Annotated in this window: 18 protein-coding genes; 10 read left to right on the plus strand and 8 right to left on the minus strand. The window is 61.8% G+C overall.

The features are described 5' to 3' along the window. Positions 1-97: 97 nt before the first annotated feature. The 4 genes from GGI60_RS18950 to GGI60_RS18965 form a co-directional block, all read right to left on the minus strand. On the minus strand, positions 98-2,344 hold the full coding sequence (locus GGI60_RS18950) for a glycoside hydrolase family 2 protein (RefSeq protein ID WP_183917714.1): 2,247 nt from the start codon (positions 2,342-2,344) through the stop codon (positions 98-100). A gap of 254 nt (positions 2,345-2,598) precedes the next feature. Next, complete coding sequence (locus tag GGI60_RS18955; RefSeq protein ID WP_183917716.1) at positions 2,599-3,510, minus strand: SMP-30/gluconolactonase/LRE family protein; 912 nt, start codon at positions 3,508-3,510, stop codon at positions 2,599-2,601. A 93-nt stretch (positions 3,511-3,603) separates the two neighbouring features. Beyond that, on the minus strand, positions 3,604-4,425 hold the full coding sequence (locus tag GGI60_RS18960; protein WP_183917718.1) for an SDR family oxidoreductase: 822 nt from the start codon (positions 4,423-4,425) through the stop codon (positions 3,604-3,606). 200 nt (positions 4,426-4,625) lie between these two features. Beyond that, the gene (locus GGI60_RS18965) at positions 4,626-5,810 is read right to left on the minus strand and encodes a phytanoyl-CoA dioxygenase family protein (RefSeq protein ID WP_183918198.1); all 1,185 of its coding nucleotides are present in this window, start codon (positions 5,808-5,810) and stop codon (positions 4,626-4,628) included. A 239-nt stretch (positions 5,811-6,049) separates the two neighbouring features. On the opposite strand from GGI60_RS18965, the gene GGI60_RS18970 reads away from it, so the two are divergent. Then, positions 6,050-7,267 carry an adenylate/guanylate cyclase domain-containing protein gene (locus tag GGI60_RS18970; RefSeq protein WP_183917719.1) on the plus strand — a complete coding sequence of 406 codons (1,218 nt, stop codon included), beginning with the start codon at positions 6,050-6,052 and terminating at the stop codon, positions 7,265-7,267. An 18-nt stretch (positions 7,268-7,285) separates the two neighbouring features. Here the strand turns inward: GGI60_RS18970 and GGI60_RS18975 are convergent, their stop codons facing one another. From GGI60_RS18975 to GGI60_RS18990, 4 genes are all read right to left on the minus strand, one after another. After that, the gene (locus tag GGI60_RS18975) at positions 7,286-8,065 is read right to left on the minus strand and encodes an SDR family oxidoreductase (protein WP_183917721.1); all 780 of its coding nucleotides are present in this window, start codon (positions 8,063-8,065) and stop codon (positions 7,286-7,288) included. 78 nt (positions 8,066-8,143) lie between these two features. Next, complete coding sequence (locus GGI60_RS18980; protein ID WP_183917723.1) at positions 8,144-8,539, minus strand: DoxX family protein; 396 nt, start codon at positions 8,537-8,539, stop codon at positions 8,144-8,146. A gap of 98 nt (positions 8,540-8,637) precedes the next feature. Next, on the minus strand, positions 8,638-9,786 hold the full coding sequence (dgoD, locus tag GGI60_RS18985) for a galactonate dehydratase (RefSeq protein ID WP_183917725.1): 1,149 nt from the start codon (positions 9,784-9,786) through the stop codon (positions 8,638-8,640). A 52-nt stretch (positions 9,787-9,838) separates the two neighbouring features. Then, on the minus strand, positions 9,839-10,567 hold the full coding sequence (locus tag GGI60_RS18990; RefSeq protein ID WP_183918200.1) for a FadR/GntR family transcriptional regulator: 729 nt from the start codon (positions 10,565-10,567) through the stop codon (positions 9,839-9,841). Positions 10,568-10,802: 235 nt separating this feature from the next. On the opposite strand from GGI60_RS18990, the gene GGI60_RS18995 reads away from it, so the two are divergent. From GGI60_RS18995 to GGI60_RS19035, 9 genes are all read left to right on the plus strand, one after another. After that, positions 10,803-11,786: an arabinose ABC transporter substrate-binding protein gene (locus tag GGI60_RS18995; protein ID WP_183917727.1), complete on the plus strand. Its 984-nt coding sequence runs from the start codon at positions 10,803-10,805 to the stop codon at positions 11,784-11,786. Positions 11,787-11,854: 68 nt separating this feature from the next. Beyond that, complete coding sequence (gene araG, locus GGI60_RS19000) at positions 11,855-13,360, plus strand: L-arabinose ABC transporter ATP-binding protein AraG (RefSeq protein WP_183917729.1); 1,506 nt, start codon at positions 11,855-11,857, stop codon at positions 13,358-13,360. A gap of 17 nt (positions 13,361-13,377) precedes the next feature. Beyond that, positions 13,378-14,328 carry an L-arabinose ABC transporter permease AraH gene (araH, locus tag GGI60_RS19005; RefSeq protein ID WP_183917731.1) on the plus strand — a complete coding sequence of 317 codons (951 nt, stop codon included), beginning with the start codon at positions 13,378-13,380 and terminating at the stop codon, positions 14,326-14,328. After that, entirely contained in the window at positions 14,325-15,215 is an 891-nt protein-coding gene (locus GGI60_RS19010) for an aldose 1-epimerase (protein ID WP_183917733.1), read from the plus strand. Before araH ends, GGI60_RS19010 begins: the two co-directional genes overlap by 4 nt. Further along, on the plus strand, positions 15,215-15,994 hold the full coding sequence (locus GGI60_RS19015) for an SDR family oxidoreductase (protein WP_183918202.1): 780 nt from the start codon (positions 15,215-15,217) through the stop codon (positions 15,992-15,994). Before GGI60_RS19010 ends, GGI60_RS19015 begins: the two co-directional genes overlap by 1 nt. Positions 15,995-16,143: 149 nt before the next feature. After that, complete coding sequence (locus GGI60_RS19020; protein WP_010028352.1) at positions 16,144-16,575, plus strand: OsmC family protein; 432 nt, start codon at positions 16,144-16,146, stop codon at positions 16,573-16,575. Between the two features lie 212 nt (positions 16,576-16,787). Beyond that, positions 16,788-17,396, plus strand: coding sequence for a TetR family transcriptional regulator (locus GGI60_RS19025; protein WP_183917734.1), 609 nt, complete (start codon positions 16,788-16,790; stop codon positions 17,394-17,396). A 50-nt stretch (positions 17,397-17,446) separates the two neighbouring features. Continuing rightward, positions 17,447-18,586, plus strand: coding sequence for an efflux RND transporter periplasmic adaptor subunit (locus GGI60_RS19030; RefSeq protein WP_183917736.1), 1,140 nt, complete (start codon positions 17,447-17,449; stop codon positions 18,584-18,586). A gap of 24 nt (positions 18,587-18,610) precedes the next feature. Continuing rightward, positions 18,611-21,757 (plus strand): efflux RND transporter permease subunit, encoded by a 3,147-nt coding sequence (locus GGI60_RS19035; protein ID WP_183917738.1) that lies wholly within the window; start codon positions 18,611-18,613, stop codon positions 21,755-21,757. The last annotated feature ends 157 nt before the right edge of the window (positions 21,758-21,914 follow it).

Genomic DNA, 21,914 nt, shown 5'->3' on the forward strand with positions numbered 1-21,914 from the left:
CGGCATCGCGCCGGGACAAAACACCCGCCTTGCCTTCAATCTCGACAAGGCCGTGTTCTTCGATCCAGACAGCCAGATGCGGATCGCGTGATGGCTGTCAGGCGGCGGACGTCACAGTGAGGGTCACCGGCGCGAAACGCGAGGAGATCGCTTCGACGGTGATCTCGCCGACCAAACCCGTCGCCTCCAGCCAGAAGCCGGCGGTGCCGCCCTGCAGCGGCACATTGGCCGGGCCGACGATTTTTCCGGGTCCATGCACTTTCAGCGCAATGCTGTCGTTCATGAAGGGCAGGCGCTGGCCGCATTGGTCGAGGGCGCGAATGATGACGCGGGTGCTGTCGCGTTCGCGGGCCTTCAGCGTGTGGCTGTCGGCGACGATTTCCAGCGTCGTCGGCAGCGGATCGGCGGCAAACGTCAGGCTCGCCGCCGGCTCGCCGCCGATATAACCGGTCAAGGTGCCGTCGATCCATTCCAGACCCCAGGTGCCGAGCTCGTCGGCGGTGAAGTGGCGATGATCGAGCACGACGGGCGGATGCGGCAGATGCGGATAATTCTCGCGGTCCGGGCCGATGCGCTTGCTGAGCCCGCCATATTGCAGTTCCACCTCGTCGCAATTGGTCAGGATGATCAGCGGCAGCACGCCGCCGATATTGCGCTCGCCGCGCGCCCAGAAGGTCACCGGCTTCATGACGATCTCGTCGGATGGATCGCACTGGCTGATATAAGCATAGGCCGCGAATTTCGGCTCGCGGAACATATCCATCACGCCGTGATAGCAGATGCGGTCGCCGGAGCCGAAATCCTTGTGGGTGTTGTAATCGAACATGCACCAGCCGATCGCGCCCGAGATATCGGGGTCGCCATAGGCGGCATTCAGCACCTCCAGGTGACGGCGCACATGCTCGGCCTGGCGCTGCTCCTGGTCATAGATTTTCGTCGGGTGCATGTGGCCGTTGAACTCGGTGATGAGATACGGCACCTTCCGGGACAGACCGGTATTTTCCTCTTGGCGGCGCAATGCGGTGCGCGGGCGATTGGCGCCCGGCAGTTCCTCGTTGCCGAGGATGAAGTCGTTCATCGTATACACGTCTTCGAGCAGCTCGCTCTCGGTGATGTAACGCACGCCGCCGGTCTGGCGGGTGCTGTCGAGCTCACGGGCAAGGCGATTCGTCTCTGTGTAAAAATCGTGATTATCTTGGGACTCGTTGATGCGCACGCCCCAGATGATGATCGAGGGATGGTTCCAGTCGCGCTCGATCATGCGGCGGACGTTCTCGATCGATTCCTTCTGCCAGTCGACATCGCCGATATGCTGCCAGCCGGGGATCTCCTCGAACACCAGCAGGCCGATCGCATCACAGCGGTCGAGGAACCATTTCGACTGCGGATAATGCGAGGTGCGGACGATATTGCACTTCAGCACGCTCTTCATGATGTCGGCGTCGCGTTCCTGGGCGGAGCGGCCGGCGGCATAACCGACATAGGGGAAGGACTGGTGGCGGTTGAGGCCGCGCAGCTTCAGCGGCTTGCCGTTCAAGAGGAAGCCTTCCGGCGTGAACTTGGCGGTGCGGAAGCCGAAGCGGCTGGAGACACGGTCGGAGCCGTGCTCGGTCCGGAGTTCGACGGTGACTTCGTAGAGCGTGGGATCGGTGATATCCCAAAGGGTAATGCCGGTGAGGCCGCCGAAGGAAAGCCTTGTGCGGTCGCCGATCGTCTCGGTTGCTGCGGTGGCGATCACCGTGCCGTCAACCTGCTTCAGCGTGGCGGTGACGGTCGCCGAAAAGCTGCGGCCCTCGGGATTGGCGATATCGACGCGGATGGTTGCCGATTTCTCCGGAGCGAGAACGTCCGCGGTTTCGATCTTGAGATTGCGGATCGACACCGGATCGGTGACCTTCAGCCAGACGTCGCGGTAGATCCCGGCATAGGTCAGATAATCGATGCGGCCGCCGAAGGGCGGGACCTCAGGGTTTTCGCTGCCGTCGATCTTGACGGTCACGAGGTTCTCGCCCTTGACGAGCCTGCCGGTGAGGCGGGCCTCGAAGGGGGTGTAGCCGTCCTTGTGGGCGATGATCTCTTCGCCGTTCAGATAGACGACGCTGTCGGCCATGGCGGCGTCGAAAACGAGCCAAACCTCACGGCCCTCGAATTCGGGCAGCCAGCGCAGCACTTTCTGATAGGTGAAGGCGCGCTGATAGCTTTTCTCGTCGAAATAATTGAACGGTAGTTCGACGGCGGTATGGGGCAGGCTGACCGACTTGGCGGCGTCGAAGGTTTCGAGCAGACGCTGTCCGAAGCCCTCATGGAAACTCCAGCCTTCGTTGAAGGAAACAACGGAACGCATCTCAGGCTCTCCCGGTCATGGCATCAGAAGTGGTACGGCGGCCTTCGGCGCGTGAAAATCGGGTCATCGGGACATCCCTTCTTGATGCAATGGATGTGCGGGCTGCCAGAACAGGATGTTATCCGAAAATCGCTCACAGGTTTCGGCATCATGCTCTGAAGCACGCACATCGAATCTCATTCGTGAGACGCGCTTTAGCTTTTTTTATGCAAGTCGTCATCCCGGAACGGTGTTCTTCAACCCGGTCCTGATTCTCACGGAAATTGCGCGCCGTTGGTCTTCGTGTAGATCGAATAGACCGAGCGCGTCGCGGTGATGAAGAGCCGGTTTTTCTTGGGGCCGCCAAAGGTGAGATTGGACACCGTCTGCGGCACCTTGATCTTGCCGAGCAGCGTGCCATCGGGCGCGAAGCAATGCACGCCATCCCCCGCGCTCGTCCAGAGGTTGCCACTGACATCAAAGCGGAAGCCGTCGGGATTGCCGACATCGAGGCTGCAGAAATAGCGGCTGTTCGTGAGCCTTCGGCCGTCGACGACGTCGAAAACTCTTATATGGCGTGGCACGTCATGTTTTGCCGAGCCGGAATCGGCAATGTAGAGCTTCGTCTCGTCGGGCGAGAAGGCAAGGCCGTTCGGCTGGATGAAGTCCTCGACGACGGCCTCGATCGCGCCGCTTGAAGGATCGATCCGATAGACGTTGCGGGTCGGCTGCTCGGACTCGGCCTTGTGCCCTTCGTAGTCCGACAGGATGCCGTAGGTCGGATCGGTGAACCAGATCGAACCGTCGGAACGGACGACGACGTCGTTCGGCGAGTTCAGCCGTTTGCCTTTGTAGCTGTCGGCAAGAACGGTGATGCTACCATCCGTCTCGGTGCGGGTGACGCGGCGGCCGCCATGTTCGCAGGAGATAAGCCGGCCCTGCCGGTCGCGGGTGTTGCCGTTGACGTAATTGGAGGGCGAGCGGAAGACCGAGACCGTGCCGTCGGGCGTCCAGCGCATCATGCGTTCGTTCGGTATATCGCTCCAGAGCAGGCAGTTGAGGTCGGAAAACCAGACCGGGCCTTCCGTCCAGCGGCAGCCGCCATAGAGTTCCTCGAGCGCGGCGCTGCCGATGACCAGAGCGCCGAAACGTTCATCGCGGATGTCATAAAGCGGATTGTCGGCCACGCCAGTTCCTCCCTGAATGCTGCCGCTCTTTTCCTAGCGACAAATGCCGGAAGGTGCCAGAGCCCGGCGAGTGGAAATGCCGGGTCCGGTTTTTCAGAGGGCGGCGACCGGATGCGGCGAGCCGTCGTAAGCACCCCAGATCGACTGGTCGAAGCAGATGACCGAGCCGGTCATCAGCCCGGATTCGGCCGACGACAGGTAAGCACAGGCGCGCGCCACCTCATGCGGATCGACGAGGCGGCCGAAGGGCTGGTTGGCGGCCGCCTTTTCCAGCCAGTCGGCGGGGGCATCGTGATATTCGCGCTGGATGCGGTCCTCGCCTTCCGACGCCATCCAGCCGATATTGAGGCCGTTGACGCGGATTCGATTGCGCAAGAGCGCATAGGCGGTGTTCTTCGTCAGCGTTTCCAACGCGCCCTTGGAGGCGCAGTAGGCGGCGATGAAGGGCTGGCCGGCTTTGGCGGACATCGAGCCGATATTGACGATGGTGCCTTCGGTCTTTTCGCGGCGCATGACCTTCACCGTCTCCTGCATCAGGAAAAACGGCCCGCGCACATTGACGGCGAACATGGCGTCGAAGAGTTCAGGACTGGTATCGAGGATGGTACCGCGATCGGTGATGGCGGCGGCATTGACCAGCGCGTCGACCCGGCCGAAGGCCTCGTCGCAGACGTGAACGACATTCCGCGCGTCCTCGACCTTTCCGAGGTCGGCCTTGACATAGACGACCCGCGCTCCGGTGGCGGCGGAAATCTCTGCGGCCCGCGCCTTGCCTTTGGCTTCGTTGCGCCCGCAGATGACGATGCCTGCCGCGCCGCGTTCGGCAAAGAGCCGGGCAATGGTGGCGCCCAAGCCTTGCGTGCCGCCGGTGACGATGGCGATCTTGCCGTCGATGCGGCCGTGGTCTGTGCTCATGGGGTTCCTCCTTGGTGGTGATGCACGAATGGCCTCCGCGGGTACGGGAGGCGGTTATGTCAACGTGTTTGGCCCCCTCAACCGGCTGCCGCCACCTTCTCCCCGAGGGGAGAAGGGATATGCCGCGCCGTCTGTTTTCCCCTTCTCCCCTCGGGGGGAAGGTGCCCGTAGGGCGGATGAGGGGGCTCCAGTCTACAAGTTCAGCTCAGCTTCTTCCGCGCCTGCTCTGCAAGCGCTGCCGCAAAGGCTTCGTCGCTCCAGCCTTCCTTCAATGCCTCGTGCATCAGCTGTGCCTGCGTCTTCGGCGCCAGGCCGCCGAGCGGCGGGTCGCGATCGAGATTGGTGGGGAAGGAATAGCCTTCGGCACAGGCGGCGACGGCGTTGGCGATTTCATCGGGGGAGAGCCTGCCCTGCAAGGTCTTCAGAGCGGGAAAGAGCTTGGCGCTCATTCTTTCGCGGTTGACGGTTTCCATGGCCCGGCCGAAGGCCGAGGAAACCTGCAGCAGGTTGGCGACGCGCTTGATATCGGCCGAGCGATTGGTGCCGGCAGCGTGAAAGAGTGCGGGGTTGAAGAACACAACGTCGCCTTTTTCGAGCGGCAGCTGCACATGGTTGGCGTCGAAATAATCCCGGAACTCCTGCCGTTTGAGCGCAAGATAACCTGGCACATAGGTCTGGCTATGCGGCAGGAAGAGCGTCGGGCCGCTTTCGAGCGGCATGTCGCAATGGGCGACCGCACCCTGCAGCGTCAATACCGGCGAGAGTCGGTGCACATGCGCCGGAAACTGCTCGATCACCTGAGACGACTGGAAGCCGAGATGGTAGTCGCGATGCGCCGACTGTGCCGCGCCGCCCGGATTGACGCGGTTGACCTGCGCCGTCATCTGGTAGCTTGGGCCCAGCCAGGCTTCGCTTGCCAGCGCGATGATGGCATTGCCGTAATAATCGGCAAAATTTTCCGGATCGGCGAGGCAATGTTTTTCCAGCGAATTCCAGATGCGGTCGTTGGCGCCGGGCTTGGCGAAGTGATCGCCGCCGCCGGTCGAGGTGCGATGCTGCTCCTCAATGATGGCGTCGAAGATCGCGCTGGCGCGGTCGATGACGCCGGTATCCTCGTAAGCATGTTTGAATACGACCACGCCGGGGCCTTCGCCCAAGGCTTCGCAGATTTCAGCCCGCACGGCGCGTTTGTCTTCTACCGTCGCGACCGCCGTCACCTTGCGGCTGTCATAGATCAGGATGTTCTTCTCGACAGCGGACGCGGTGGGATAGTCGGCAAGCACGGTCGTCTTTTCCGCCAGGTGGCGAAAATCGGCAAGATCGCAGGCGTCTTCGGAAAGCCAAACACGGTCGGCGCGCATTTTCCTGACGTTGTCGGTTTTCATCATGGGCTCCTCCCTCTTCCGATGGAGGCACTATACGCCGCGATGCGCGGTGATATAGATCAGCAATCCATCAAAAAACCATCAGAAGGATTCCTATGGCGCATGTTTTTCTCGTCAAGGAGATCGCCTTCGCTGGAAGTCATTACGCCCTACACTATGCCGGTAGGCGGTTGAGCCAATTGGCTTTCCCTCGAAGCCGAATTTGGGCTACAGCTTAGGCAGCAGCGAAGGTGAGCGCCATGGATTACAGCGACGTCAGCACGATTGCGGCCTGGGTTACGGAACAGGGGCTGAAGGGCGTTTCTGAAGCAGAGCTGATGACCGGTTTTTGCGCGGCCTGCCGCAAGGCCGGCCTGCCGCTCGACCGCGGCCTGGCGCTGATGGATACGCTGCACCCCGTGCATGAAGGCCGTGCCTTCCGCTGGGACAGCGTGGAGGAGATCGAAGTCGAATTCGAGTATGGTCCGACGATCTCGGGCGAAGCGGCGGCGAATTGGCAGCGCTCGGCCTTCTATCATCTCTGGTCGGGCAACGAGCGGGAGGTGCGCCGACGCCTGGGCTTTGGCGATCCGATCGATTTCGCCATGCTCGACAAGATTGCGGAAGCCGGCCACACGGATTTCGTGGCGATGATGCATCGTTTCAGCGAAGCCGGCACGATCGGCGAAATGGATTGCTTTTTCTCGCATTTCGCAACCAAACACCCGCAAGGTTTTTCCGATCATGATCTTGCCATCCTGCGCAAGCTGGTGCCGGTTCTCGGATTGGCGATCAAATGCATTGCGCTTGGACGCATCGCCCGCACCATCGCGGAAGTCTATCTCGGCGAGGACGCGGCGCGCCAGGTGATGGAAGGCAAGATCAGCCGCGGCAAGTCGGAGCGGATTTCGGCGGCGCTCTGGTTTTCCGATCTGTTGAACTACACCAAGATTTCCGACCGTGTGCCGCCGGAGGAAATCATCCCGCTGCTCAACGATTACAGCGAGGTGGCGATCTCTGCGATCCATGAGGCGGGCGGCAACGTCCTGAAACTGATCGGCGACGGCGTGCTCGCCATTTTCAAGGGCGAGGTGCCGGCGGAGACTTGCCGTGCAGCGCTCAGCGCCGAATCGCTGCTGCGGGAGAAGCTCGTCACCCTGAATGCCGCGCGCGCGGCTGACAGCAGGCCGACGACGGATGTCTATATCGGCTTGCATATCGGCGATGTCTTCTACGGCAATATCGGCAGCCAGAACCGGCTGGATTTCACAGTGATCGGTCCGGCCGTCAACGAGGTCAGCCGGATTGCCTCCATGTGCCGTTCGGTCGATCTCAACCTGTTGATCTCCTCCGATTTTGCTGCGGCCATTCCAGAGGAAGAGCGCGCCGCGCTCGCCTGCGTCGGGCGCTACGCGTTGCGCGGGGTGCAGCGCGCACAGGAACTCTACACCTTGGACAGTGCGCGGCTTGCCGACTGATCGTCTGACGACGCGCGGCTATCGCAGCAGGCCCTGGCCGCCGTCGATCCAGATCGGGGTGCCGGTAATGTGCCGGGCGCGCTCGGAGGCGAGGAAGAGGATGGTCTCGGCGACATCCTCGCTCTTGCCCGCCTTGCCGCCTGCGATCGGAATATCGCCTTCCGGCCAGATGACCGGAACCTCGGTTTCTTCACGACCACGACTGGCGGTATTGGTGTTGATATTTGTTTCGATCTCGCCGGGGCAGACGGCATTGACGCGGATGCCGTGCCGTCCGAGTTCCAAAGCGAGCTGCTGGACCATCGCGACCTGGCCGGCCTTGGTGGCGGTATAGGCAGTGGCGCCCGGCGTGGTGAAGGTGCGGGTGCCGTTGATCGAGGAGACGACGATAATCGAGCCGCCGTGACGCTTCAAATGCGGAACCGTCAGATGCAGTGTCAGATAGGTGCCGCGCAGGTTGACGGCGATCGTCTTATCCCACTCGTCCGGCTTCAGATCGTCGATCGGTGCCCAGACGCCGTTGATCCCGGCATTGGCGACGACGATGTCCAGGCCCTCGAAGGTATCCGTAAGTTTCTGCACCGCGGCTCGCATTTGAGCCTCGTCGCTGGTATCGGCCGTCAGCGCGATCGTGTCGCCGCCGAGCGCTGTGATCTCGGCGCAGGTCTTTTCGACTTCGTCTGCCGTCCGGCTCAAAGCAGCGACCGCCGCTCCCTCGGCAGCGAGTTTCAACGCGGCTGCCTTGCCGATGCCGGAGCCGGCGCCGGTTACCAACGCGATCTTTCCCTTCAGCTCCATGGACGCTCTCCTTGAGGTTCCGCCGTATGCCAATGTCCGGCGCGGCAGTTGGTTCCGGAAGGAGAGCTGGTTGTCACGCTATCTGAGAAGCGTTTGCTTGAGGGCCCATCTCTCCGGCCCATGGACGGCGGCGAAGAGCAGGCCGGCGAGGAAGGTGAAGTGATCGACGAAGAAGCCGAATTCGGCCTGGTTCTGCTGCCAATGAGACGGTCCGTGGAAGGCAAAGGCGAGGAAGATCACGTAGATGCCTGCGAGCAGGCTGGCTTCGGCAAAGAAGGCCCCGGAGATGAAGGCGAGCGCCAGCGCGATCTCGAAGAAGGCCGCGACCCAGGTCAGGAATGTCGCCATCGGAAAACCGGCGGCGGTGATATAGCCCGCCGTCGCGCCAATATCGGCGAATTTGAAGCCGGCGGCCATGAAGAAGATGAAGCTGAAGATGACGCGGGCGACGATGATTGCGATTGCTCTGGCCATTCTGAAATCTCCTCTTTGAGTTTCCACTATGACGGATGAGATCGGCGATATCCGACACGGCGCATGAAAAAGGGCCGCTTGCGCGGCCCCTCCAATCTTTACCATTCGGCGAAGCTGCCGTCGGCATGGCGCCAGATCGGGTTGCGCCAGCGATGGCCTTCCCTGGCGCGCTCGATGACATAGGCCTCGTCGACCTCGATGCCGAGACCAGGTCCCTGCGGGATCGAGACGAAACCATCGGCATAGTGGAACACCTCCTTGTTGGAGATGTAGTCGAGAATGTCGTTGCCGGTGTTGTAGTGGATGCCGAGGCTCTGTTCCTGGATGAAGGCATTGTAGCTGACGGCGTCGACCTGCAGGCAGGCGGCGAGCGCGATCGGGCCGAGCGGGCAATGCGGCGCCAGCGCCACGTCATAGGCTTCGGCCATCGCTGCGATCTTGCGGCATTCGGTGATGCCGCCGGCATGCGAAAGATCCGGCTGAATGATGTCGACGTAACCGTCAGAAAGGACCTGCTTGAAGTCCCAGCGGGAATAAAGCCGTTCGCCGAGCGCAATCGGTGTCGACGTGTGGTTGACGATATCGCGCAGCGCTTCCTTGTTTTCGGAGAGCACCGGTTCCTCAATGAACATCAGCTTGTAAGGTTCGAGCTCCTTGGCCAGAACCTTGGCCATCGGCTTGTGAACGCGGCCGTGGAAATCGACGCCGATGCCGATATGCGGGCCGATCGCCTCGCGGATGGCGGCGATCGTCTCGACCGCCTTCTCCACCTTCTCATTGGTATCGACGATCTGCATCTCCTCGCAGCCGTTGAGCTTGATCGCCTTGAAGCCGCGGGCGACCACCTCCCTGGCATTGTTGGCGACATCGGCGGGACGGTCGCCGCCGATCCAGGAGTAGACCTTGATGCGGTCGCGCAGCTGGCCGCCGAGCAGCGAATGGATCGGCTGGCCGAGGGCCTTGCCCTTGATGTCCCAAAGCGCTTGATCGATGCCGGAGATGGCGCTCATATGGGCAGCACCACCGCGATAGAAACCGCCGCGATACATCACGGTCCAGTGGTCCTCGATCAGGAAGGGATCCTTGCCGATCAGGTAGTCTTCGAGTTCGTGGACGGCGGCCTCGACCGTCAGCGCGCGGCCTTCGACGACCGGCTCACCCCAACCGACTATGCCTTCGTCGGTCTCGACCTTCAGAAACAGCCAGCGCGGTGGAACGATATAGGTGGTGAGTTTGGTGATCTTCATCGCGGTTCTTTCGGCCTCTTTTCATGTTTTTCAAGCGGCTCCTCAGGAACCATCATTTCGTTCTGCCGATCGCCTTTTCGGCGGCGTCAAGGTCGCGCACCGCAAGGTCGAGCATGCGGTTGGCGCATTCGCGGGCAGCCGTTTTGTCGCGCATGCGCAAAGCCTCGACCAGCTGGCCGTGAACGAGCACCGCATCCTCCCGGTTTTCGACAGCGATATTGGAGGCATGCAATGCATATTTCAGCGCCGCATGGATGGCGCTCGACAGGCGGCGGAATACCTGGTTGTGGCTGGCGGTGAGCAGCACGGTGTGAAACATCACATCGGCATCGGTGAAGCTTTCCGGTTCGCCGGCGCTGTCGCGCATCTGCCGCCAGGCCTTGTCGAGATCGGCAATCTCCTGGGCGCTGGCGCGTTCGGCGGCATATTCGGCGGCTGCCGGCTCTATGGTGCGCCGGGCTTCGAGAATGCAGCCCAACAGGTCGAAGTCCTTGATGTAAGGCCCCATCCAGTCGAGCACCTCGGCATCCAGGATATTCCAGTCGTCCCTGTCGCAAACAGTCGTTCCGACCCGCGGTTTGCCGCGGACGAGGCCCTTGGATTCCAAGACCTTCAATGATTCGCGGATCACCGTGCGGCTAACGCCGTAGAGTTCGCAGAGGTCGTTCTCGCGGGGCAACGCCGAGCCAGAGGGATAGCGGTCCGCGCAGATGTGCTGAGCGATCGCCGCCGTGATGTTGCGGCGTACGCGCGGGCGGCGCCCGCTGCCCGGGCTTTCCATTCGGCCCTGTTCCTCGGTCGATTCCAACTTCACCTCTCCGCGCTCTCTCCCTGCAGCAACCAAACCTGATTATCCGAATTCGATCCAGTTTGCGACGGCTGCATCCGTTTCCCGTCACTGTCCTACTACTCCAATCATCATACATTGGCAATTGACTGGTATGATGATTTAACGTAATTCATTGGACGCTGCCTGGGAGGCAGTTGCTCGATTTCAAGAGTTTAGGGAGAGAGACATGCGCTTGTTCAAAGCAGCTATTCTGGCTGGCACTTTCGCCATTCTGACAGCCGGCTCGGCATTTTCCGCGGACGTCAAGATCGGTTTCATCGTCAAGCAGCCGGAAGAGCCCTGGTTTCAGGACGAATGGAAATTCGCAGACCAGGCCGCCAAGGAAAAAGGCTTCACGGTCGTCAAGATCGGCGCCGAAGACGGCGAGAAGGTTCAGTCGGCGATCGACAATCTCGGCGCTCAGGGTGCGCAGGGCTTCATCGTCTGCACGCCCGACGTCAAGCTCGGCCCCGGCATTGTCGCAAAGGCGGAAGCCAACCAATTGAAGCTGATGACAGTCGACGACCGTCTTGTCAGCGCCGACGGCAAACCGCTGGAGGACGTGCCGCATATGGGCATTTCGGCCACCAAGATCGGCGAGACCGTCGGGCAGGCCATCGTCGACGAGATCAAGAAGCGTGGCTGGGACATGAAGAATGTCGGCGCGATCCGGGTTTCTTACGATCAGCTGCCAACCGCGGTCGATCGCGTCGAGGGGGCGATTTCGGTGCTGAAGTCAGCCGGCTTCCCGGTCGAGAATATTTATGACGCGCCGCAGGCGAAGACCGATACGGAAGCGGCACTCAATGCCGCGACCACGGTTCTCAACAAACATGCCGATGTGAAATACTGGGTCGCCTTCGGCCTCAACGACGAAGCCGTCCTCGGCGCCGTGCGTGCTTCCGAATCGGTCGGCATTCCCGCGACCAACATCATTGGCGTCGGCATCGGCGGGGCAGAATCGGCGATCAACGAATTCAAGAAGCCGGCCGCGACAGGTTTCTTCGGAACCGTCATCATCTCGCCGAAGCGTCATGGCTACGAGACAGCGATGAACATGTACGACTGGATCGCCAACGGCAAGGAGCCGGCCAAGCTGACGCTGACCTCCGGGTCGCTGGCGCTGCGCGGCGATTACGAGAAGGTCCGCAAGGATCTTGGCATCCAGTGATCATCTCCGGATGATGTCAATCCGGCGGCAGGCGGGCATGCTGCCGGATCCTTCTCGACGGAGCAGTGATGGCTTTCCTCGAATTCCACAATATCTCCAAGGGCTATCCCGGCGTGCAGGCGCTGGCGAGTGTTTCCTTCACCGTCGAGAAGGGTGCCGTCCATGGCCTTATGGGCGAAAACGGCGCCGGCAAATCAACGCTGATCCGCGTCCTTTCCGGCGATCAGGCCGCCGATGACGGCAGCATCTTCGTCGACGGCGAGGAGCAGAAATACGGCTCGGTGCGTGACGCCTTCCACGCCGGCATTGTCGTCATCCACCAGGAGCTGCAGCTCGTTCCGGAATTGACGGTTGCCGAAAACCTCTGGCTCGGCCGCTTTCCGGCCAGGGGCGGCGTCATCCATTCGAAGACGCTGATCGAGACGGTGCGCACGAAGCTCGCGGACATCGGCATCGACGTCGATCCTTCCGCCAAGGTCAGCTCGCTTTCGATCGGCGCGCGGCAGATGATCGAGATCGCCAAGGCGGTTATGCTCGACGCGCGGGTGATCGCGCTCGACGAGCCGACCTCCTCGCTTTCCTCGCGTGAAAGCGAAATCCTGTTTTCGCTTATCGGCAGGCTGAAGGCGAGGGGAGCCGTCATCCTTTACGTATCGCATCGTCTCGACGAAATTTTTCGGCTCTGCGACAGCCTGACGGTGCTGCGTGACGGCAAGCTTGCCGCCCATCACCCGAAGATCGCCGAGACGACGCGCGAACAGATCATTTCGGAAATGGTCGGGCGCGAGATCAGCAATATCTGGGGATGGCGCGAACGCACGCTCGGCGACATAAGGCTGGAGGTCAAGGGCCTGTCCGGGCCGAGGCTGCGCAATCCGATCAGTTTTTCCGTGCGCCAGGGCGAAATTCTCGGCTTCTTCGGCCTGATCGGCGCCGGCCGCAGCGAGATGGCGCGGCTGCTTTATGGCGCCGATGCCAGAGATCAGGGCCAGGTCACGATCGACAACATTGCCGTATCGCCCCACAATCCGAAAGCGGCGATCAAGGCCGGCATGGTGCTCTGCCCCGAGGATCGCAAATTCGACGGTATCGTCCAAGGTCGGTCGATTGAAGAGAACATCGCGATTTCATCACGCCGGCACTTTTCGCCCTTCGGCATTCTGAAGCCGAAGATGGAGGCAGCACAGGCAGACCAATTTATCGCCAAGCTTCGGGTGCGCACGCCGTCGCGCCGGCAGGACATCGTCAATCTCTCGGGCGGCAATCAGCAGAAGGTCATTCTCGGGCGCTGGCTCTCCGAGCAGGGCATCAAGGTTCTCGTCATCGACGAGCCGACCCGCGGTATCGATGTCGGGGCGAAGTCGGAAATCTACGACATCCTCTATGAGTTGGCGGCCGGCGGCATGGCGATCGTAGTGATATCGAGCGAGTTGCCCGAAGTCATGGGCATCTGCGATCGCATCATGGTGATGTGTCAGGGCCGGGTGGCGGCCGACGTCGCCCGGCCGGTTTTCGACGAGCGCAGCATTCTGACGGCGGCACTGCCCGACAAGAATGCCGCCGGCACCATTTAAGGTCAGGAATACGGACAATGAATGCGTTGAAAAAAACCCTTCTCGGCGAACAGGGGCTGGTGGTGATCTTCGCTGTCGCCTTCGTGGTCGTCTCACTCTTCGTCCCGAACTTCCTGACCGAGCGAAACATGCTGGGGCTCTTGCAGTCGGTCGTTACCATCGGCATCGTCGCCTGCACGATGATGTTCTGCCTGGCATCGCGCGATTTCGATCTTTCGGTCGGCTCGATCGTCGCCTTCTCCGGCATGATTGCCGTGATGGTTTCGAATGCGACCGGCTCGATTCCGGTCGGTCTGCTGGCCGCCCTGCTGTGTGGCGCCGTCGTTGGCTTCGTCAATGGCATCGTCATTGCCCGCTTTCGCATCAATGCGCTGATCACCACTCTTGCGACGATGCAGATCGTGCGCGGGCTGGCGCTGATCGCCTCGGATGGCCGCGCCGTCGGTATCAACGATCCGGCCTTCTATCAACTCGCCCTGTCGCGCTTTGTCACCGTGCCGACGCCGATCTGGATTATGCTGATCCTTTTCGTCGTCTTCGGCTTCGTCCTCAATCGCACCGTCTTCGGCAAGAATACGCTGGCGATCGGCGGCAATCCCGAGGCCTCGCGGCTTGCCGGGGTCAATGTCGTCAATACGCGCATCTGGATCTTTGCGCTGCAGGGCCTCGTCTGCGGTATTGCCGGCGTCCTGCTTGCCTCGCGCATCACCTCCGGCCAGCCGAATGCGGCCACCGGGCTCGAGCTGTCGGTCATTTCCGCCTGCGTTCTTGGCGGGGTTTCGCTGGCCGGCGGCCGGGCGGCGATGAGCGGCGTCATCGTCGGCGTGCTGATCATGGGCATTGCCGAAAACGTTATGAATCTCCTCAATATCCAGGCATTCTATCAGTATGTCGTGCGCGGGCTGATCCTGCTGATCGCGGTGCTGCTCGACAATTTGAGATCTTCGGCCGCGGGACGACGTGGATGAACAACGGACATGGTGGAGATGAAATCGAGCTGAGCCACGGCGATCTCTCGGTCAAGGTCAGCCGCCGGGGCGCTGCCGTCACCGCCGCAACGTTTCGGGGCAAGCCCTTTCTCCTTCCAGCCGGCGGCCCAGGCGGAAATTTCGCGAATTTTCCTATGGTGCCGTTCGGCAATCGGGTCGAAGGCAATGCCATGTCCTTCGGCGGACGCGACTATGCCTTCCAGCGAAATTCTCACGATCCTCTCTACCTGCACGGCGATGGCTGGATCAACCTTTGGCAGCTAGAGGAATCGAGCCCTGAGCATGTGCAGCTCAGCTTTTCGCGAAATGCCGATGGCATTTCGCCCTACGCCTATCTTGCCCGCCAGGAGATCCGTCTTGCCGGCAATCGACTGGCGGTGGCGCTCTCCGTGGAGAACCGCTGTGAGACGGATCTCCCCTTCGGACTCGGTCAGCATCCTTTTTTCGTCAGGACGCCGGAAACGCGATTGACGATTGCCGCCGAGCGGTTCTGGAACGAGCGGCACGACCACCTCCCCGGAGAACCCGGCCCGGTCCCTGATGATTTCGATTTCAGGTCCGGCAAGCAGCTGCCGCGGCTCTGGATGAACAATGCCTTCGAGGGATGGGATGGGCGGGCAGCCATCGCCTGGCCGGAGCTTTCAATTCAGGCGGCGCTGGAAGCCGATGCCGCGCTCGGCCGATTCATGCTTTATATGCGGATCGACCGCACGGATTTCTTCTGCCTCGAGCCGATGAGCCATCTGCCGAACGGCCATCACCTGCCTGAACTCGGAGGCCTCATACCGCTTTCGCCGGGTGAGGTTCTTTCCGGCAAGGTCACGATCGAACTGTCGCCGCTGCCGGTTCAACCGGAGGGAAGATGATGAGCAACCGCCTACAGGGCAAGAACATCCTGATAACGGGCGCTGCGCAAGGTATCGGCCTTGCAATCGCGAAGGCGTTCATCAGCGAAAATGCGGCCGTCTATCTCGTTGATCGCGATGCGGCGCTGCTGGCTCGGGCAGCGGCGGATCTCGCGAGCACCGGCGCCCGCGTCGGTTATCTGCCAGCCGATATAACCGATGCCGGAACGATCGCGCGGGTGGTTGCCGAGGCGAATGAGGAGATCGGTCCGCTGAGCGCGCTGGTCAACAATGCAGGGGTCAACGTCTTTGCCGAGCCGCTCGCGACGACGGACGACGAATGGAACCGTTGTTTCGACATCAACCTCAAGGGCGCATGGAATTGCTGCAAGGCGGTGCTGCCGGGTCTGATCGAACAGGGCGGCGGCGTCATTCTCAACATTGCCTCGACGCATGCCTTTACCGTCATCCCGCACACATTTCCCTATCCGCTGGCAAAGCATGCATTGCTGGGCATGACGAAATCGCTCGGTCTCGAATATGCGGCCCGCAATATCCGGGTCAACGCGCTGGCGCCGGGCTATGTATCGACGCAGAAAGTGATCGATTACTGGAACAGCTTTCCCGATCCGGAAGCGGCAAAGGCCGCGACGATGAAGCTGCATCCCGGCGGGCGGATCGCAACACCGGAGGAGATTGCGATGGCGGCGGTGTTCATGATCTCCGACGAGTGCCCGTTCATGAACGCGACCTGCCTGACGATCGACGGCGGCCTCAGCGTGCTGCAGCATTCCGCGTGAAACGGCTTCAAGCCGGCTGATTTTTACAGGCCTGTCGTCTTCTGGCGATAGAGCATTATATTGCCATCGGGAAGACTATCTGATCTCCCGCAGGCATGGAGCGGCACCCTGCCGCTTGCTCGAAAACACAATCGAAACAGGAGGACGGCATGCAGATCAATCGCACGGCTTCGGCTCATTGGACCGGTGGCCTCAAAGACGGCAAAGGCCTGATCTCGACGCAGAGCGGCGCCCTGACGGACTACCCTTACGGCTTTGCCAGCCGCTTCGAGGGCATTCCCGGCACCAACCCGGAAGAGCTGATCGGTGCTGCCCATGCCGGCTGCTTCACCATGGCGCTGTCCTTGATCCTCGGTGAAGCCGGTTTCACCGCCGAGCATATGGAAACCTCTGCCAAGGTGACGCTCGAAAGCGTCGAGGGCGGCTTTGCCGTCACCGCCATCCATCTTTCGCTCTCCGGCCGCATCCCCGGCGCCGATGAGGCGACCTTTACCGAACTCGCCAATAAGGCGAAGGCCGGCTGCCCGATTTCCAAGGCGCTCGCCGCCGTTCCGATCACGCTCGACGTCAAGCTCGCCTGATTTCTGCTGCCGCCGACGATGTGCCGCGCCTCTCCGTCGCGGCACTTTCCATTTCCTCACGTCTTTCCAAGAACTCCCGATATTCGCCGCGCTGCTCGATGGCAGGAGCCCTCGCGCAGCATTCCCGTGCTGGTATATTGACAAATGCCGGCTGATATTTTACGACTGACGAAATTCGAAAATCGTCAGTCGTAATTCGGACTCCGAAAACCATGAACGACATCGCGGAAAATACGCTCGACGTCACCCGGCAGGAGAATGTCACCCGCATTCTCGATGCGGCCGAGCGGCTGTTTCGCCACTATGGCTACAGCAAGACGACGGTGGCCGACATTGCCCGCGATCTCGGCATGTCGCCGGCCAATATCTATCGGTTCTTCGCTTCCAAGGTGGAAATCCACCAGGCGCTCTGCGGCCGCATGCTCGCCACGGCCTATCAAATTGCCTACGACATCCGGCATCAGCCGATCAGCGCCAGCGAGCGGCTGCGCCGCTATGTCGAGACGCAACATCAGTTGACGCTCGATCTGATGCTCGACGAGATGAAGGTGCATGAGATGATCATCGTCGCGATCGAGCGCGACTGGCATGTCATCGAGAAGCATATCGACCGCGTCCATGATCTCATTGCCGAAATCATCGCCGAAGGGATCGCGGCCGGCGAGTTTGCCGAGCAGGACCCGGTCGTTGCCTCGCGCTGCTTCGGCGCGGCGACGATCAATCTCTGCCACCCGCAGATGGTGGCGCAATGTCTTTCCAAAACCAACCGCGCGAGCGTCGACGAACTGATCGATTATGTGATTAGGGCGCTCAAGAAATAACGGGCGGCAGCCGCCGCCGAATCCCCCGAAACGATCCAGGAGTGCGGAAGATGTTTTCGCTCAAGTCCCTCAGCCACCGCATGCCGTCCGTCGCCCGCCTCGTGCTCGTCAGCGCCGTCGGCATCGGCCTTTCCGCCTGCTCGGAGGAGAAGGCCGAGGTGAAAGAGGTCATCCGGCCGGTGAAGGTCGTCGAGATCGCCAGGGCCGGCGACACCCGCAAGCTCGATTATTCCGGCTCGGTCAAGGCGCGCACGGAGATGAACCTCGGCTTTCGGGTCGCCGGCAAGATCACCGAACGCCTCGTCGATATCGGCGATCGGGTGACGCCGGGCGACGTTCTCGCCCGCATCGATGCCACCGATTACCAGCTGGCGGTCAAGACGGCGGAAGCCAATCTCGCTGCGGCCGAAAGGGGCGTCGAAACCGCCGATCTGGCCAATAAGCGCGCCGAGCAGCTGTTCGACAAAAGCGTCGCCCCGAAGTCGCAGCTCGAACAGGCCGCCCTCAGCCATGACCAGGCGATCTCGCAGCGCGATGCCGCGCTTTCCGCGCTCGACCAGGCAAAGAACCAGGTGAGTTACACCGATCTCAAGGCCGGCCAGAGCGGCATCGTCACATCGATCAATGCCGATATCGGCCAGGTGGTCGGATCCGGCACCCCCGTCCTCACCGTTGCCGTGGACGGCGAGAAGGAAGTGCAGATCGCTGTCCCGGAAAACGACATCGCCGAATTCAAGCCCGGCAAGACGGTCAAGGCAAGCTTCTGGGCCGACGACAGGCTGGTACTCGACGGCAAGGTGCGCGAGGTTTCCGGCAGCGCCGACCAGCAGTCGCGCACCTTTGCGGTTCGGGTGAGCCTGCCGAACGATCCGCGCGTGCTTCTCGGCATGACGGCGACGATCGAGGCCGATATCAGCAACGGCAACAGCTACGTCTCGATTCCGCTCAGCGCGCTCGCTGAAAAGGACGGCAAGCAAATGGTCTGGACCGTCGACCGCGACACGGGGACCGTGCATGGCCGCGACATCCAGGTCGCCGATTTCACCGGCGACGGTGTGCATGTGACCGAGGGCCTCGATACCGGCGATCTCGTCGTTGCCGCTGGCACGCAATTCATGAGCGAAAATCTGAAGGTGAAGGTGCCGGACCAGCAATCGGCCCTGGCCGCCACGGACCAGACGGTCCGCTGATCGCGTCGCAAAGGGAAGAAGACCATGGATGCCACCACCACTGAAAAGCGGCCCTTCAATCTGTCGCGCTGGGCGATCGGCCATCCGAGCATCGCCCGCTTCCTCTTCGGCCTGATCATCATCACCGGTGTGCTCGGCCTGATGCGCATGGGCCAGCGCGAGGATCCGGAATTCACCTTCCGCGTCATGGTCGTGCAGGCGATCTGGCCGGGCGCTTCCATCCAGGAGATGGAAGACCAGGTCGTCAACAAGATCGAGCGCAAGCTGCAGGAAACGCCGCATATCGACTGGGTCAAGTCTTATACACGGGCGGGCAGCGCGATTATCACCCTGCAGGTCAAGGGCGACACGAATTCGAAAGACGTGGCCGATGCCTTCTACCAGGTGCGCAAGAAGGTCGGCGATATCTCCAGCGAGCTGCCGCAGGGACTGCTCGGCCCCTATTTCAACGACGAGTTCGGCGATACCTTCATCACGCTGCACTCAATCAGCGGCGACGGCTATTCCTATCCGGAACTGAAGAAATTCGCGATCCAGGCGCGTGACATGCTGCTGACGACGCCGGGCGTCGAGAAGGCGGTCATCATCGGCGACCAGCCGGAGAAAATCTATATCGACGTCTCATCCAAGGCGCTCGCCGAGCGCGGCCTGACGATCCTCGACCTGCAGAACGCCGTCAAGGGCCAGAACAATGTCGATCCGGCCGGCTCCGTCGACACCGGCCTGCGCTCGGTGCGCATCTCCGTCGAAGGCGACGTCAAGAAGGCGGCCGATATCCGCGAGCTTCGCCTTCGCGCCGGCGGCCAGGTGACGCGCCTCGGCGATATCGCCACCGTCAGTTCCGGCCTCGAGGATCCTTATCAGCGCAAGTACCGCTTCAACGGCCATGACAGCGTCCAGGTCGGCGTCGTCATGGCCAAGGGCTTCAATGTCACCGATGTCGGCAAGGGCGTGGAGGCGACCTATCAGCGCTTCGAGGACTCGCTGCCTTACGGCGTCGCCGTCGATCAGATCGCCAACCAGCCCGACGTGGTGACGGATGCGATCAGCGAATTCATGCATGCGCTCGGCGAAGCCCTCGTCATCGTGCTTGTCGTCTCGTTCCTGTCGATCGGCTGGCGCTCGGGCCTCGTCATCGCCATCGCCATTCCGCTGGTGCTCGCTGCCACCTTTGCGCTGATGTACGAACTCGGCATCGACCTGCAGCGCATCTCGCTCGGCGCGCTGATCATCGCGCTCGGCCTGCTCGTCGACGATGCGATGATCGTCGTCGAGATGATGGAGCGAAAGCTGGAGGAGGGGCTGGTCAAGATCGAAGCGGCAAGTTTTGCTTATTCCTCGACCGCCTTCCCGATGCTGACCGGCACGCTGATCACCACGGCCGGCTTCATTCCGGTCGGCTTTGCCGCATCGACGGCCGGCGAATATGTTCGTTCGCTGTTTTATGTCGTCGGCATCGCGCTGGTGACCTCGTGGTTCGTCGCCGTCTACTTTACGCCGTGGCTCGGCTACATGATCCTCAAGCAGCGCCATCATGCCGGCGAGCACCACGACGCCTTCGACACGAGCTTCTATCGCCGGCTGCGCGGCACCGTCGGCTGGGCGGTCCGCCATCGGGTCATCGTGCTGCTCTTGACGCTCGGCACTTTCGTCACCAGCCTCTGGGCCTTCCAGTTCATTCCGCAGAATTTCTTCCCGCAATCGTCGCGGCCGGAAATCCTCGTCGATCTGTGGCTGCCCGAGGGCACCAGCATCAAGGAAGTCGAAGTCCAGGCCAAGGCGCTCGAAGCCAAGATGATGGATGATCCCGACAAGCGGTTCATCGCCACCTATATCGGCGAAGGCGCCCCGCGCTTCTTCCTGCCGCTCGACCAGCAGCTGCGCAACCCGAACTTCGCTCAGCTCCTCGTCATGGCCAATGACGAACCGGCACGCGAACGGCTGATCGTCAAGCTGCGCACGATCCTTGCCGAAGACTTCCCGTCGATCCGCGGCAAGGTCGACCGCCTCTTCCTCGGGCCCCCGACCGGCTGGCCGGTGCAGATGCGCGTCATGGGACCGGACCGCCAGGAGGTGCGTGCGATCGCCGACCAGGTGAAGGCGCGGTTTGAGGCAAATCCGATGCTCGGCGCCATCCACGACGACTGGCTGGAACAGGTGCCGGCGATGAAGCTGGTGATCGACCAGGACCGCGCCCGGGCACTCGGCGTCACCTCGCAGCGGGTGCGGCAGATGCTGCAGACCGCCATGTCCGGGGCGCCGCTCGACGATTTCCGTGACGGCGAGGAGACGGTTTCGATCGTCGCCCGCGAGCCGGATTCCAGCCGCTCGCTGCTGTCGGCAGTCAATTCCGTCTATGTGCCGACCGATTTCGGCGGCTTTGTGCCGGTCTCGCAGGTCGCCAAGGTCGTGCCCGTCATGGAGCAGGGTATCGAATGGCGTCGCAACAGGCTACCGACCATCACCATCCGTGCGACGCTGCCCGATGGCGTGCAGCCGAATGACGTGGTGATGAAGATGTATGCCGACATGAAGGACCTGCGCGACAGTCTGCCGGCCGGCTACAAGGTCGAGATTCAGGGCGGCGCCGAGGATGCGGCGGAAAGCCAGATGTCGATCGCCGCCAAGGCGCCGCTCATGCTGGCCGTCATCGTCGTGCTGCTGATGATACAGTTGCAGCATTTCGGCAAGGCGATGCTCGTGCTCGCCACCGGCCCGCTCGGTATCATTGGTGCGGCGGCCGCCTTGCTGATCAGTGGCGCGCCCTTCGGCTTCGTGGCGATCCTCGGCGTCATCGCGCTGCTCGGCATCATCATGCGCAACTCGATCATCCTGGTCGATCAGATCGACCAGGATATCAAGGCCGGCATGCACCGGACGGAGGCGATCGTCGGTGCCGCCGTGCGGCGTTTCCGGCCGATCATGCTGACGGCGCTGACCGCGGTGCTGGCGCTGATCCCGATCTCGCGCGGCGTCTTCTGGGGTCCGCTCGCCTACGCGATGATGGGCGGCATCCTGGTTGCGACAGTGCTCACCATCCTGGTTCTGCCTGCCGGCTACGCGCTTTTCTTCGGCCGTGAGCCGAAGACGAAGGACGAGCCAGGCCGGGATGCCGACGCCATCCAGGAAGAGGCGGATGACAGACATCCGCCGGCGTTGGCAGCTGAGTGAGGACGGCGCGGCGAAAGCCGCGCCGTTTTCCTTTGCGGGGCCGTTATCCTTATCCAAGCGCGATTCGGGCGGTTCCCGCACACGCGGACCGCCCACCCGCTAATGCGCTGTAATTCCTGTAACCCGCGCAGGCCGCTCCGCCGTGAACTCGGGCGGC

Origin of the sequence: Rhizobium lentis (genome assembly GCF_014200175.1) — a bacterium.
Taxonomy (GTDB): Bacteria; Pseudomonadota; Alphaproteobacteria; order Rhizobiales; family Rhizobiaceae; genus Rhizobium; species Rhizobium mulingense.

Bases quoted from the DNA above. Each gene is read 5' to 3' on its own strand.
- GGI60_RS18950 (WP_183917714.1), bottom strand. From the start codon at position 2,344: ATGCGTTCCGTTGTTTCCTTCAACGAAGGCTGGAGTTTCCATGAGGGC.
- GGI60_RS18960 (WP_183917718.1), bottom strand. From the start codon at position 4,425: ATGAGCACAGACCACGGCCGCATCGACGGCAAGATCGCCATCGTCACC.
- GGI60_RS18965 (WP_183918198.1), bottom strand. From the start codon at position 5,810: ATGAAAACCGACAACGTCAGGAAAATGCGCGCCGACCGTGTTTGGCTT.
- GGI60_RS18970 (WP_183917719.1), top strand. From the start codon at position 6,050: ATGGATTACAGCGACGTCAGCACGATTGCGGCCTGGGTTACGGAACAG.
- GGI60_RS18975 (WP_183917721.1), bottom strand. From the start codon at position 8,065: ATGGAGCTGAAGGGAAAGATCGCGTTGGTAACCGGCGCCGGCTCCGGC.
- GGI60_RS18980 (WP_183917723.1), bottom strand. From the start codon at position 8,539: ATGGCCAGAGCAATCGCAATCATCGTCGCCCGCGTCATCTTCAGCTTC.
- dgoD (WP_183917725.1), bottom strand. From the start codon at position 9,786: ATGAAGATCACCAAACTCACCACCTATATCGTTCCACCGCGCTGGCTG.
- GGI60_RS18990 (WP_183918200.1), bottom strand. From the start codon at position 10,567: ATGGAAAGCCCGGGCAGCGGGCGCCGCCCGCGCGTACGCCGCAACATC.
- GGI60_RS18995 (WP_183917727.1), top strand. From the start codon at position 10,803: ATGCGCTTGTTCAAAGCAGCTATTCTGGCTGGCACTTTCGCCATTCTG.
- araG (WP_183917729.1), top strand. From the start codon at position 11,855: ATGGCTTTCCTCGAATTCCACAATATCTCCAAGGGCTATCCCGGCGTG.
- araH (WP_183917731.1), top strand. From the start codon at position 13,378: ATGAATGCGTTGAAAAAAACCCTTCTCGGCGAACAGGGGCTGGTGGTG.
- GGI60_RS19010 (WP_183917733.1), top strand. From the start codon at position 14,325: ATGAACAACGGACATGGTGGAGATGAAATCGAGCTGAGCCACGGCGAT.
- GGI60_RS19015 (WP_183918202.1), top strand. From the start codon at position 15,215: ATGAGCAACCGCCTACAGGGCAAGAACATCCTGATAACGGGCGCTGCG.
- GGI60_RS19020 (WP_010028352.1), top strand. From the start codon at position 16,144: ATGCAGATCAATCGCACGGCTTCGGCTCATTGGACCGGTGGCCTCAAA.
- GGI60_RS19025 (WP_183917734.1), top strand. From the start codon at position 16,788: ATGAACGACATCGCGGAAAATACGCTCGACGTCACCCGGCAGGAGAAT.
- GGI60_RS19030 (WP_183917736.1), top strand. From the start codon at position 17,447: ATGTTTTCGCTCAAGTCCCTCAGCCACCGCATGCCGTCCGTCGCCCGC.
- GGI60_RS19035 (WP_183917738.1), top strand. From the start codon at position 18,611: ATGGATGCCACCACCACTGAAAAGCGGCCCTTCAATCTGTCGCGCTGG.